The 12,945-nt window shown below is 41.5% G+C and carries 12 protein-coding genes; 10 read left to right on the top strand and 2 right to left on the bottom strand.

Features of this window, described 5'->3' with window-relative positions; translation table 11 throughout:
- The first annotated feature begins 116 nt into the window (after positions 1–116).
- The 10 genes from glyQ (at position 117) to ACFPU1_RS11395 (ending at position 11,145) form a co-directional block, all read left to right on the top strand.
- Positions 117–1,007 (top strand): glycine--tRNA ligase subunit alpha, encoded by an 891-nt coding sequence (gene glyQ / locus ACFPU1_RS11440; protein WP_385941228.1) that lies wholly within the window; start codon positions 117–119, stop codon positions 1,005–1,007.
- Positions 1,000–3,084, top strand: a complete 2,085-nt coding sequence (glyS, locus tag ACFPU1_RS11435) for a glycine--tRNA ligase subunit beta (RefSeq protein ID WP_385941225.1) — start codon at positions 1,000–1,002, stop codon at positions 3,082–3,084. Before glyQ ends, glyS begins: the two co-directional genes overlap by 8 nt.
- A 113-nt stretch (positions 3,085–3,197) precedes the next feature.
- On the top strand, positions 3,198–3,839 hold the full coding sequence (locus tag ACFPU1_RS11430) for a helix-turn-helix transcriptional regulator (protein ID WP_385941222.1): 642 nt from the start codon (positions 3,198–3,200) through the stop codon (positions 3,837–3,839).
- 41 nt (positions 3,840–3,880) lie between these two features.
- The gene (locus ACFPU1_RS11425) at positions 3,881–4,696 is read left to right on the top strand and encodes a pyruvate, water dikinase regulatory protein (protein WP_385941219.1); all 816 of its coding nucleotides are present in this window, start codon (positions 3,881–3,883) and stop codon (positions 4,694–4,696) included.
- 220 nt (positions 4,697–4,916) lie between these two features.
- On the top strand, positions 4,917–5,369 hold the full coding sequence (locus ACFPU1_RS11420; protein WP_385941216.1) for a YaiI/YqxD family protein: 453 nt from the start codon (positions 4,917–4,919) through the stop codon (positions 5,367–5,369).
- Positions 5,370–5,397: 28 nt separating this feature from the next.
- Positions 5,398–7,224: a DNA primase gene (gene dnaG / locus ACFPU1_RS11415; RefSeq protein WP_385941213.1), complete on the top strand. Its 1,827-nt coding sequence runs from the start codon at positions 5,398–5,400 to the stop codon at positions 7,222–7,224.
- A 162-nt stretch (positions 7,225–7,386) separates the two neighbouring features.
- Positions 7,387–8,502 (top strand): RNA polymerase sigma factor RpoD, encoded by a 1,116-nt coding sequence (gene rpoD / locus ACFPU1_RS11410; RefSeq protein ID WP_054635470.1) that lies wholly within the window; start codon positions 7,387–7,389, stop codon positions 8,500–8,502.
- 373 nt (positions 8,503–8,875) lie between these two features.
- Positions 8,876–9,253 (top strand): cytochrome c550, encoded by a 378-nt coding sequence (cccA, locus tag ACFPU1_RS11405; RefSeq protein WP_054635469.1) that lies wholly within the window; start codon positions 8,876–8,878, stop codon positions 9,251–9,253.
- Positions 9,254–9,313: 60 nt separating this feature from the next.
- On the top strand, positions 9,314–10,027 hold the full coding sequence (locus ACFPU1_RS11400; RefSeq protein WP_385941209.1) for a tRNA (adenine(22)-N(1))-methyltransferase: 714 nt from the start codon (positions 9,314–9,316) through the stop codon (positions 10,025–10,027).
- Positions 10,024–11,145, top strand: a complete 1,122-nt coding sequence (locus tag ACFPU1_RS11395) for a Nif3-like dinuclear metal center hexameric protein (RefSeq protein WP_385941206.1) — start codon at positions 10,024–10,026, stop codon at positions 11,143–11,145. Before ACFPU1_RS11400 ends, ACFPU1_RS11395 begins: the two co-directional genes overlap by 4 nt.
- Positions 11,146–11,200: 55 nt before the next feature.
- Here the strand turns inward: ACFPU1_RS11395 and ACFPU1_RS11390 are convergent, their stop codons facing one another.
- Positions 11,201–12,145: a 4-hydroxy-3-methylbut-2-enyl diphosphate reductase gene (locus ACFPU1_RS11390; protein ID WP_385941203.1), complete on the bottom strand. Its 945-nt coding sequence runs from the start codon at positions 12,143–12,145 to the stop codon at positions 11,201–11,203.
- Positions 12,146–12,329: 184 nt separating this feature from the next.
- Positions 12,330–12,830, bottom strand: a complete 501-nt coding sequence (gene vrrA / locus ACFPU1_RS11385; protein WP_054635468.1) for a VrrA/YqfQ family protein — start codon at positions 12,828–12,830, stop codon at positions 12,330–12,332.
- Positions 12,831–12,945 lie beyond the last annotated feature (115 nt).

Raw genomic sequence — 12,945 nt, 5'->3', positions numbered from 1 at the left:
CAAATGATGGCATGGGGACGGGTTTTTTGTGATGACAGGACTCTATTGCAGGAGATTGCCAAGTAACAGCCACTCCATCGCACGAGTACAAATATACCCCTTAAGGAGGGATAGCGATGAATGTACAAGATATGATCTTAACATTGCAGAACTTTTGGTCTAAACAAAATTGCCTCGTAATGCAGGCATATGATGTAGAAAAAGGCGCTGGCACGCTAAATCCAATGACTTTTTTGCGGAGCATAGGGCCGGAACCATGGAATGTGGCTTATGTAGAGCCATCTAGACGTCCTGCGGATGGAAGGTATGGAGAAAATCCTAACAGGCTTTACCAGCATCATCAATTCCAAGTAATTATGAAACCTTCTCCATCCAATATCCAGGAATTGTACTTGCAAAGCCTTCAACAGCTGGGTATCAATCCAAGAGAACATGACATTCGCTTTGTTGAGGATAACTGGGAACACCCTGCTTTGAGTGCCTGGGGGCTAGGATGGGAAGTATGGCTGGATGGAATGGAAATCACTCAATTTACATATTTTCAACAGGTAGGCGGCATTGATGCTGACCCTGTCGCTGTGGAAATAACGTATGGTATTGAGCGGCTCGCGTCGTATATCCAGGATAAAGAAAACGTTTTTGATTTGGTGTGGGTGGACGGATTCACCTACGGGGATATCTTTTTGCAGCCTGAATATGAGCATTCTAAATATACCTTTGAAATTGCCGATCATGAAATGCTTTTTAATGAATTTACCACATACGAAAAAGAGGCCGAAAGAGCATTACAGGAAGGTCTGGTTTACCCGGCCTATGATTACGTTTTAAAATGCTCCCATGTGTTTAACCTTCTAGACGCAGGTGGAGCCATTTCTGTGACGGAAAGAACCGGTTATATAGGGAGAGTAAGAAATCTTGCCAGGAAATGCGCAAAAACTCACTTAGAGGCAAGAGAACGTTTAGGGTTTCCTTTGTTAAACGATAAGGAGGGGACAACTTATGAGTAATCAGGATTTTTTATTAGAAATCGGGCTAGAGGAAATGCCGGCCCGTTTTGTAACCGGAGCAATGTATCAATTAAAAGAAAAAGTTTCTGACTGGCTGAATGAACAACGGCTGGAATTTTCCGAGGTCCAGGCTTTCTCTACTCCTCGGCGTCTTGCTGTTGTGGTAACCGGCCTTGCAGGCAGGCAGGGGGATGTAGTTGAAGAAGCAAGAGGGCCGGCAAAGAAAATAGCTGTCGCTGAGGACGGAAGCTGGACGAAAGCAGCACAAGGATTTGCCAGAGGTCAAGGGATAGACCCTGATCAATTATTTGTAAAAGAAGTAAAAGGCACGGAGTACTTATTTGCGAAAAAAGAAATTGCAGGCAAAGAAACAAAAGAGCTCCTTTCTCAAATGGAAAGCTTAATTACAGGTATGAGTTTTCCAAAGAATATGAAGTGGGGAACACAAAACCTACGTTATGTAAGGCCGATCCATTGGATTATTGCTTTATATGGCTCTGAAGTGATTCCTTTCTCTATTACAGACGTACAAACAGGAAACATGACTAGAGGACATCGTTTTTTGGGGAATGAAAAAGTTATAGAAGAGCCCGGACAATATAAAGAAGCCTTATTAAGCGAATTTGTCATCGCTGATCCACAAGAAAGAAAAGAAGCTGTCAGAAAGCAAATAAAAATGATCCAAGAAGAAAAAGGCTGGAAAATTCCTGTTAAAGAAGAGTTGCTTGAAGAAGTCAACAATTTAATTGAATATCCTACGGCACTATACGGAAGTTTTGATGAAGATTTTCTGGCAATACCGGATGAAGTCCTGATTACCTCAATGCGAGAGCACCAGCGATATTTTTCAGTGGAAAACAAAGAAGGAAAGCTCCTTCCCCATTTTGTTACAGTGAGAAATGGGAATGATGAACACCTCGAGAATGTACAAAAAGGAAATGAAAAAGTACTCCGGGCCAGACTTTCAGATTCTGCTTTCTTCTATAAAGAAGACCAGAAAAAGAAGCCTGACCAATGTGTAGAGCAATTAGACAACATCGTCTACCATGAAGACTTAGGCTCAATCGGTGATAAAGTCCGCCGGATCGAAAAGCTTACAGCTGCCCTTGGAAAGGGCATTAATCTCAGTGACACTGTAGTCAGCCAAGCGGTACGAGCGGCTCACCTGGCCAAGTTTGACCTGGTAACTCATATGGTAGATGAGTTTCCTGAACTTCAGGGATTTATGGGCGAGAAGTATGCTCTCTTGGCAGGAGAAGAAAAGGAAGTCGCAGCTGCTGTAAACGAGCATTATAGTCCTCGCTTTGCCGGTGACAGCGTACCAGAAAGTATTCAGGGAGCACTGGTAGGGATTGCTGATAAGATTGATACAATCGTTGGATGTTTCGGTATAGGGTTAATTCCTACCGGTTCCCAGGACCCTTATGGTTTGAGACGACAGGCGGCAGGCGTTGTCCAGACAGCTGTAGAATACCGCCTGGATCTTAATTTAGAGGAAATTATCCAGCTCTCTCTTACTACAACAGAGCAGGCCGGACTTTTGAAAATGGATCGTAAAGTCACAGCAAAAGAAGTACTTGAATTCTTTGGCCTGCGTATCAAAAATCTGCTTACTGAACGTGGAGTTCGTTATGATATTGTTGATGCCGTACTTCCCGGGCAATACGGAAAGCTTGATGTTCTTCTCAGCAAAGCAGAGTTTCTAAATAAAAAAGCAGATGAAGACGAGTTCAAACAAACGGTTGAAGCTTTAAGCCGAATCACCAATATCGCTAAAAAAGCTCAACAACTTGAGAACTCAATTGAAGAGGACCTATTTGAAAGTGAGGAAGAGAAAACCTTATACACCGCTTATCAAAAGCTAAAGGTTACGCTGCCAGGCCTTTTGAAGGAAGGGCGTATTGAGGAAGCTTATGAGCAGCTGTCTTCGTTGGAAGAGACCATTAATAACTATTTTGATAATGTAATGGTTATGACTGAAAATGAAGCGGTGAAAGAAAACAGGCTGGCCCAGATGAAGCATCTGTCTGAAGAAATCAAAAAGTTTGCTTCCTTTCAACATATTGTCTTTCCATAAACTAAAAACAAATGTCCTTCTAAAATAAAATAAGCGAAAAGTTTTCCACTCCCTGCTCAATAAGATATAATATATGAAGAAATAGCATAACACATTGTGCTATGAAGGCGGTGATGAAAATCGAACTGACAGGGAGACAAGAACAGATTATTGATATTGTGAAAAACAGCGGCCCTATTACCGGGGAGCAGATTGCAGAGAAACTGTCTCTGACGCGAGCCACACTGCGTCCAGATTTAGCCATTTTAACTATGTCTGGATTTTTGGACGCAAGGCCGCGCGTCGGTTATTTCTATACAGGCAAAACTGGTTCGCAGCTTTTAACAGAAAAGGTAAAGCAGATTACCGTGCAGGAATATCAATCAATTCCAGTCGTGGTTAATCAGTCCTCGTCGGTATATGATGCGATCTGTACGATGTTTTTAGAGGATGTTGGCACGTTGTTTGTTGTGGATGAATATTCCACACTAATAGGAGTGCTTTCAAGAAAAGATTTGCTTCGCACCAGCCTGGGGAAACAGGATTTGGAAGCCGTGCCTGTGAGTATTATCATGACACGTATGCCAAATATTACAGTGTGCCAAAAAGATGATCTTATTATTGATGTGGCACAAAAGCTGATAGATAAGCAAATAGATGCTTTGCCAGTGGTCAAGGAAGTGGACAGAGGAACGAAGGTTGAAGTTATTGGGAGATTAACAAAAACAAACATTACGAAAGTGCTCGTTGATCTAGCATATGATGAGCTTATATAGAAGGAATGAATGATGGATAGTGAAAAATGAGGAGGATTTCAATGGAGGAGATTAATCAACGCCCCATTGTCTATGTGGTTTCAGATTCAGTGGGCGAAACAGCTGAATTGGTAGTAAAAGCCGCTGCAAGCCAATTTGGTGATAAAGGGATGGAGGTTCGCCGAATTCCATATGTGGAAGATGAAGGCACCATTGAAGAGGTTATTTTACTGGCAAAAGAAGCCCAGGCTCTTATTGCCTTTACATTGGTCATCCCTGAGAAAAACATATATCTCCAGAGAAGAGCTAATGAAGAGGGAGTAGAAACCGTGGATATTATGGGCCCTGTGCTTAAGAAAATGAGCAAAATTACAAATAGTGAGCCCAAATATGAACCGGGTCTGGTCTATCGCCTTGATGAAGATTATTTTAGAAAAGTAGAGGCGATAGAATTTGCTGTGAAGTATGATGACGGCCGTGACCCAAAAGGGATTATACGAGCAGATATTGTTTTGATTGGTGTGTCGCGAACCTCCAAAACTCCCTTGTCCCAATATTTAGCCCACAAGCGGTTAAAAGTGGCGAATGTTCCGCTTGTTCCTGAAGTTGAACCACCAGAAGAGCTTTTTAACGTCTCTCCAAAAAAATGTATAGGTTTAAAAATCAGTGCGGAAAAATTAAATGGGATTCGTTCAGAACGGTTGAAATCACTTGGTTTAAAAGCCGAAGCTAATTATGCAAATATCGAGAGAATTAAAGATGAATTGGAATATTCTTCTAAAATCATGGATAAGATTGGTTGTACGGTTATCGATGTATCCAATAAGGCAGTAGAAGAAACTGCTAACTTAATTTCAAACATGTTTCAAAAATCCTAAGAAAAGTAAGAGTGCAGAAGATACGTTCTGCACTCTTTTCACTTCAAAAAAATTAAGAAATTTATACACATAGTATAATTTCTAGTGGTATTTTTTCACTTTTTAAATTATAATGAAATGTTGTGTGTAATGAGATAATAAGTAAGTAAAGTAAGTAAATCAAAAAAGTAATTTTCCAATAACAAGGAGGATTTCCATTACAATTGTAGAATACTCTGAAATGCGACAAAAATCGATAACCATTTATGTTGATGCTGATGCTTGTCCTGTAAAAAAAGAAATTGATAAGCTGGCGGTGGAGCATGGAGCGGAAGCCGTTTTTGTGGCCAGTTATTCCCATTTTTCGTCTGATAAGTATAAAGGAAAACTTATCACGGTAGACGCTGAACCTGAGGCTGCTGATTTATATATCGTTAACCATGCAAAGAAAAACGATGTAGTGATCACTCATGATAATGGTCTGGCTGCTATGCTATTACACAATGGAACCAAGGTGATTTCATTTCGAGGCAAAGAGTGGAAGAATGAAGATACAGATGCTCTTTTGCTTGGAAGGCTTCAGGGAATTCAGGCAAAAAAACAAAAGAAGATGAGATTGAAAGGACCTCCGCCTTTTAGTCAATCGGACCGGAACAATTTTACTGAGACATTAAGCAGAATACTTAAAGAGTGAATCTTAAGAAGATCAGGTGAGGAAATTAGTGAAGCAACGAATACCTGAAGAATTGATCGAGGAAGTCCGGAATAAAAATGACATCGTGGATGTCATCAGCGACCATGTTCAGCTTAAAAAGCAAGGACGCCATTATTTAGGTTTATGCCCATTTCACGGTGAAAACACACCTTCGTTTTCTGTCTCGCCCGAAAGGCAGCTGTATCACTGCTTTGGTTGTGGAGCAGGCGGAAATGTCATTACGTTTGTGATGGAAATGGAAGGTGCAGATTTTATCCAGGCCGTTGAGAAACTGGCTGAACGTATTGATATGGCTCTTCCTAAACACGTGAAAGGTGTTTCAGGGAATGAAAGTGGAAAAAAGCATGAAAGTAAAATACTAGGTCACGAGCTTGCTGCCAAATTTTATCATCATTTATTAACAACGACAGAGCAAGGCAAGGCTGCCTATGATTACTTACTTGATAGAGGCTTTACCCAGGATATGATCAGTGCTTTTCAGATAGGCTACGCTCCTGATAATCCCGCGGCACTGAAAGCTCTCCTGGAAAAGAGAGGATTTCAGGAAAGTGAAATGGAAGAAGCTGGTCTGCTTTTACGCAAGGAAAGCAGCTGGGAATACATGGACCGCTTTAGAAACCGTGTGATGTTTCCCATCATGAACAATCAGGGTAGAGTCATTGCATTTGGGGGCAGAGCTCTTCAAGAAGGACAGCCGAAATATTTAAATAGTCCGGAAACTCCTATCTTCCATAAAAATGAAACCTTGTATGCTCTTCATAAGGCACGCCCAGCGATTCGAAAAGAAAACAAAGCGATACTTTTTGAAGGCTACGCAGATGTTATCTCAGCCTGGAATGCAGGTGTAAATAATGGTGTGGCTACACTGGGTACTGCGCTGTCTGCCCGTCAGGCTAAGATTATCCGACGTAACGCCGAACAGGCAATTATATGTTATGACGGAGACAAAGCAGGACAGGAAGCTGCCTTGAGAAGCGCGGAGCTTCTTGAACAGGAAGGCTGCCAGGTACAGGTTGCTTTACTTCCTGAGGGCAGCGATCCAGATGATTTCATTAAGATCCATGGCAAAGATAAATTTGTTAATGAAATTATTAAAGCCCCCTTTACATTGATGAGCTTTAAAATGCAAAAGCTTAAAAAAGAGAAAAACCTGCAACATGAAGGAGATAGACTTCAGTATATAGAAGAAATAGTAGGTGAAATAAGCAAAATATCTAAAGCAGTTGAAAGAGATCATTATTTGAGGCAGGTTGCCGATGAATTTGATCTTTCCTTAGAAGCTCTTAAGCAAGAACAACACAGGCTATTCAGAGCGAATAAACAAAAAAATAAAAATGCAGGTACAAGTTATTCAAGTGACTCTTCAAAACGGAGAGCCAGTCAGTACATGACGGAACAAAGACTCCGTCCTGCCTTTTTCAATGCGGAAAGAATCCTTCTTGCTCATATGCTTTCCAGTAAGGAAATTACAGATCAGGTAGCAGATGAAGTAGGAGGAGAGTTTAATGTAGAGAATCACATCGCTCTGGCGGCACATTTATATGCCTTTTACGGGGCAGGCAGGGATGGGGACAGCTCCGATTTTATCCACAGCCTTACGGATGAAAGCTTAATGAAACTGGCGGCAGAGCTCTCAATGCTTGACATTAATCGAAACTTGACAGAAAATGAGTTGGCTGATTATATAAAACAGATTAAGAACTATCCAAAGTGGGTAGAAATAGAAGAAAAAGAAAAAGAAATGAAAGAGGCGGAGCGCAGGCATGATCTGCAACATGCCTTGCAATTGGCAAATGAACTGGTCGAAATGAAAAAAGCATTAAAAAGCAAGTAAGAGTGTCGATGTTTGTAGAAAGAAGCCAGTTCTTATTTCTTATAGTAACAATTTATTTTTTTATGCACGATAAAGAAGAGTATTCTTCTTTGATTATTTTTGTAGAGATAAATGGAAGGTAACTGACAAGTAGTGTTGTGCAGAATGGAAGGAGGGGATCGAATGGCTGAGAAACCAATACGCCCGTTGGCGGAAGGTGAAATGTCCATCGATCAAGTAAAAGAACAATTATTAGAAGCCGGGAAAAAAAGGGGAGTGCTTACGTACGCTGAAATTACTGAGAAGCTTGCCCCTTATGATCAAGACTCTGACCAAATGGATGAGTTTTTTGAATATCTGGGAGAGCAGGGTGTTGATATTCTCAACGAAGGAGAAGAAGTGCCAAGCATGGATCAAGTAGAAAAAGAAGAAGAGCTTGATCTAAACGATTTAAGCGTGCCTCCTGGAATTAAAATTAATGACCCTGTACGGATGTATCTAAAGGAAATTGGCCGCGTTCCTCTTTTGTCTGCAAAGGAGGAAATAGAGCTTGCCAAGCGAATTGAGGATGGGGATGAGGAAGCTAAACGCCGTTTGGCTGAGGCTAACCTCAGGCTCGTTGTATCCATTGCGAAACGTTATGTAGGACGCGGAATGCTGTTTCTTGATCTAATTCAAGAAGGAAATATGGGTCTTATAAAAGCTGTGGAAAAATTTGATTACAATAAAGGTTATAAATTCAGTACGTATGCTACCTGGTGGATACGTCAGGCTATAACTCGTGCCATAGCCGACCAGGCCCGTACCATTCGGATCCCTGTCCATATGGTTGAAACGATTAACAAGCTCATTCGTGTACAACGTCAGCTTCTTCAGGATTTAGGCCGAGAGCCAACACCGGAGGAGGTCTCAAAGGAAATGGACCTGACTCCTGATAAGGTTCGAGAGATTTTGAAAATAGCTCAAGAACCTGTTTCTTTAGAAACTCCGATTGGTGAAGAAGACGACTCCCATTTAGGGGACTTCATTGAAGACCAGGAAGCACTTGCTCCTTCCGACGCTGCAGCATATGAGCTGCTTAAAGAGCAATTGGAAGATGTCCTTGACACTTTAACGGATCGGGAAGAAAATGTTCTCCGGCTTCGGTTTGGCCTTGATGATGGCAGAACCAGAACGCTGGAGGAAGTAGGAAAAGTATTTGGCGTTACGCGAGAACGAATCCGTCAGATCGAAGCCAAAGCACTTCGTAAGCTTCGACACCCAAGCCGAAGCAAGCGTCTGAAGGATTTTCTTGAGTAAGACCTTTCTATTGCGGTTACCCTTATATAAGGGGTAGCCGTTTTTCATGTTCTTGTTTAAGTTCAAATTTTTGGAAGCTGTAATTGATATTTATTTTACTCAGTTTCTTCTACTATTGCAAATTTCATTTTCCGTTAAAGATGTAGGACAGACGCATATTACGTAAGGAATAAAGCAATAGTAGAAAATGTAATAAAAAAGAACAGGCGGGAATTGATTGCCGCCAAGAGGAAATATTGAACAGCAGGTGACAAAATAAGCAAAAGATTCTATTTTGCCTTTTCTAAAAAGGGTTTTTACAGTAAAATATACAAGGGATACGGTTACATAGTCCACGACATGTACAAAGTTGAAGGGAAAGGGGGAAATAAAGATGAAGAGAAGTCCGCTTATTCCGTTTTTTATAACAGCTGTAGTTGGAATCCTTTTAATGTTATCTCTATCTCTAGTTGGACTTGACCAGCAAGCTTCCATCGAAGATGAGGAGAATGGTGAAAATGGCGAAGAAGAAACAGAGATTGAAGATCCAATTGCTCATGGTGAAGAGCTCGTAAATTCAAACTGTATTTCTTGTCATGGTGACAATCTTGAAGGCGGTCAGGGGCCTGCCATTGATAATCTCGAAGGAGACTTTACTGTAGAAGAAATTGCTGATATTGCTGAAAATGGAATTGGATCCATGCCTGGTGGCTGGGCTGAAGGTGAAGATGCTGAAGCCATTGGCGAATACTTGCTTTCTATTTCAGAGTAACCAATAAAAAAGGAGGGGGAGCCCCTCCTTTTTATTATGCAAAGAAAGGACGACCTGAACATGAATAAGGACGTGTTGTCAAAGCGCCTGCAATTTATTGCCGATGAAGTGCAGGAGGGAGCAGTTCTGGCGGATATAGGCACAGATCACGGATACTTACCTGTTTATTTGTGCAGTCAGGGTAAAATTAAAAAAGCGATTGCCGGAGATGTGAACGAGGGACCTTTAGAAGCAGCAAAAAATCAAATAGAAACCTCGCATTGCGGGGGTTTTGTCATTCCACGCCTTGGGAGCGGGCTTTCTGTTATAAAAAAAGAAGACAACATAGATACCATTGTGATTGCCGGAATGGGCGGCTCTCTTATCTCTGCAATCCTTGAGGAAGGAAAAGAAAAGTTACCTGGAGTAAAAAGGCTTATTCTTCAGCCGAACATCCACGCTCTATATGTCAGAGAGTGGCTTCTTAAAGAAGGCTGGGAAATTAAAAATGAACATATTTTAGAAGAAGATAATAGAATTTATGAAATCATCGTTGCAGAATGTGGTGAATGGGAAAAGCCTTACCAAGACATAAACAAAGAGGCAGCTTTGCTCCTGGGACCTTTTTTATTAAAAGAAAGAAATGATGCTTTTATTAAAAAATGGAGCAGGGAATTAAATAATTGGAGAAGAGTTCTTCGGGAACTGGAGAAAGCTTCGGATGAAAACAGAATCACAGCCAGAAAGGAAGAAGTTGAAAGAAAAATTAAGCTTACAGAGGAGGTATTATCATGAAAAAAACGATCAATGGTCAAACTGTCATACAAAGCTTTGAGAGCTGGTCACCTAAGTCCTTAGCTGTCGAGGGAGATAAAATAGGCCTTATGATAGGAACACTGGATAAGCCGGTAAAAAAGGTAATGATCGCTTTAGATGTCTTAGAAGAAGTTATAGATGAAGCTGTGGAAAAGGAAGTTGATCTTATCATAGCTCATCATCCGCTGATCTTTAAACCCTTAAAGCACATTAATACAAAAACAGGACAAGGCCCGATCATTGAAAAATGTATTAAGCATGATATTGCTGTTTATGCTGCTCATACTAACCTTGATGTTGCTAAAGGCGGAGTAAACGATATGATGGCCGAAGCTCTTGGCCTTATAGATACGAAAGTGCTTGTGCCTACTATGGAAGACAAACTGAAAAAACTGGTCGCCTTTGTTCCGGAGGATCATCTTGAAACAGTGAGACACGCTTTAGGGGACGCGGGCGCCGGCCATATTGGCGAGTATAGCCATTGCAGCTTCACCTCAGAGGGAACAGGCGCTTTTATGCCAGGAGATGAGGCGGATCCATATATTGGAGAGCAGGGGAAAATGGAATTTGTTTCAGAAAAACGAATTGAAACCATTCTAGCCGAATCACAAGTCAAAAAGGTTGTAAATGCTTTAATTAAAGCACACCCATATGAAGAACCGGCATATGATCTTTATCCTTCAGACATGGAGGGGGAAGTTCTTGGTCTTGGACGCATAGGTTCATTGGAGAATGAAATGACCCTTGGAGATTTTGCTTCTCATGTTAAGGATGCTTTTGATGTAAATACAGTAAGAGCAGTCGGGGAGAAAGACAGCAAGGTGAAAAAGGTGGCTATTTTAGGAGGAGATGGGAACAAATATTGGAGTCATGCAAAAAGAATGGGAGCTGATGTCTACGTAACAGGAGATTTATATTACCATGTAGCCCATGATGCCATGATGAGCGGTTTGAAAATGATTGATCCAGGCCATAATGTTGAAAAAGTGATGAAGGTCGGGGTTCAAAAGCGGTTGAAAGAACAAATGCAAAAGAAGGGTTATGAAGTTGAAGTGTTGGCTTCTGAGGTAAATACAGATCCATTTACCTTTATATAAAAAGGGTAATAGGAAAAAAGGAGGCTGCCCAGAATGGGGCAGCCCTCTTATTCCTTTACTTTTTAGCCTTTACTTTCGGAAGAATTTTGGTTCCCTGTACTTTCTTTTCAGTTACCCATGTTGATGGGTCATTTTTGTCGTATTGTTCGAGAAACCTGATGACTTCTTTTGTAATTGGTGTAGGAGTTGAAGCTCCTGAGGTAACACCCACAGTTTCTACACCTTCAAACCAATCCAGGTTAATTTCAGAAACATCTGCAATGCGGTATGCTTCCGTGCCCGCAATCTTCTTAGAAACCTGTGCCAGACGGTTGGAGTTATTGCTCTTCGGATCCCCAATTACAAGAAGCAAGTCTGCTTCTTTCGCTTGCTCAGCTACTGCTTCTTGCCTTACCTGAGTAGCCATGCAAATTTCATTGTGTATCTCAGCGTGGGGATACTTATCAAGTGTTTTATTCATAATATCAGAAACGTCCCATTGACTCATTGTGGTTTGGTTAGTCACGATAATTTTTTCAGAATCAAGGTTCAGATTTTCTACATCCTCCACCGATTCGACTAAGTGGACAATATCAGGAGCAACACCAATGGCACCTTCAGGCTCAGGATGTCCTTTTTTACCGACATACACAACCTGGTATCCTTCTTCTTTCTTTTCTCTAATCAGGTCATGGGTTCGTGTGACGTCAGGGCATGTTGCATCGACAGTAGTCAGTCCTTTTTTACGAGCAAGTTCCCTTACTTCAGGGGATACACCGTGGGCTGTGAAAATTACAGTGCCTTTGTCAACTTTTTGAAGAATTTCTAAGCGATTAGGTCCGTCCAGAGAAATAATGCCATCTTCTTCAAAAGCATCAGTAACGTGCTTATTATGAACAATCATCCCCAGAATATAGATGGGCCTTGGCAAATCCAGGTTATTAGCTGTTTGGCGTGCGAGAACCATTGCATCTACCACACCATAACAATATCCGCGGGGAGAAATTTTTAGTACTTTCATAACTGCCTCCTCTTAAAAAGAGTTATCCTTTTTAGACTAGGGTCATTATACTATTTGCATAATAAAAATGAAAGGATAGAGGCTGAAAGAAAGTTATAAGGAGAAAATTGTCTTTTTTCTTCTGTTCAGTCGTGGATTCTACCTGGTTATGGTGCCGCACAAAATTAAGGATCAGGCTAAAAACTTAAATATATAACTTAGGCCGGGGCACAGTAGACGAATAAGAAGAGGAGTCTTCTTTCTCTTCCCACTTTACCGGTATTTCTTGTGTCGTTGGTGTCACTGGGGAAGAAGTGGTTTCTTCCTTATCTATAGGCTCTGCTTCTTCGGATGGGTTTGCAGGAGGACTGCTGTTCATTACCTTCCAAATGGCAGGAAGCTGTCTGACAATCGGCCCGTACTGGCGGACCATCGGAGTTACAGTCTGCATCATACCTAACATCTTTTGGGCAGATTGAATCCAAGGCATGATCCCTCCGCCTTGAGCAGCTCCCATCATTGCGGGTCCCATCCCTCCACCGCCCATCATTCCTCCACCCATAGCTGGATTAAAGCCAAGACCAGAAAGCAATTTTCCAAAAGGAAGGGACCTTGCTGCTGGAGGTAAAAACCCTGCCATTGTATGAGGTGAAGTCACCGGGGAGGCAGGAAACGGCGAGGGAAAATAAAATGGTGACGGGTACATGATGAATTTCACCCTTTCAAGTTACAGATTACGTAGACAATTGCTGTGTTTAAAGATGGTTTATGATAAAATATGATGATGCCTACAGGAACGTGACATGACCTGGTTATAGTGA

The organism is Thalassorhabdus alkalitolerans (genome assembly GCF_042656525.1).
Lineage (GTDB): Bacteria > Bacillota > Bacilli > Bacillales > Marinococcaceae > Thalassorhabdus > Thalassorhabdus alkalitolerans.
Note: the sequence above shows the minus strand (reverse complement) of the source record. Positions and strands in the feature narration are given on the sequence as shown.

Coding starts and splice junctions, on each gene's coding strand:
- glyQ (WP_385941228.1), top strand. CDS start 117: ATGAATGTACAAGATATGATCTTAACATTGCAGAACTTTTGGTCTAAA.
- glyS (WP_385941225.1), top strand. CDS start 1,000: ATGAGTAATCAGGATTTTTTATTAGAAATCGGGCTAGAGGAAATGCCG.
- ACFPU1_RS11430 (WP_385941222.1), top strand. CDS start 3,198: ATGAAAATCGAACTGACAGGGAGACAAGAACAGATTATTGATATTGTG.
- ACFPU1_RS11425 (WP_385941219.1), top strand. CDS start 3,881: ATGGAGGAGATTAATCAACGCCCCATTGTCTATGTGGTTTCAGATTCA.
- ACFPU1_RS11420 (WP_385941216.1), top strand. CDS start 4,917: ATGCGACAAAAATCGATAACCATTTATGTTGATGCTGATGCTTGTCCT.
- rpoD (WP_054635470.1), top strand. CDS start 7,387: ATGGCTGAGAAACCAATACGCCCGTTGGCGGAAGGTGAAATGTCCATC.
- cccA (WP_054635469.1), top strand. CDS start 8,876: ATGAAGAGAAGTCCGCTTATTCCGTTTTTTATAACAGCTGTAGTTGGA.
- ACFPU1_RS11400 (WP_385941209.1), top strand. CDS start 9,314: ATGAATAAGGACGTGTTGTCAAAGCGCCTGCAATTTATTGCCGATGAA.
- ACFPU1_RS11395 (WP_385941206.1), top strand. CDS start 10,024: ATGAAAAAAACGATCAATGGTCAAACTGTCATACAAAGCTTTGAGAGC.
- ACFPU1_RS11390 (WP_385941203.1), bottom strand. CDS start 12,145: ATGAAAGTACTAAAAATTTCTCCCCGCGGATATTGTTATGGTGTGGTA.
- vrrA (WP_054635468.1), bottom strand. CDS start 12,830: ATGTACCCGTCACCATTTTATTTTCCCTCGCCGTTTCCTGCCTCCCCG.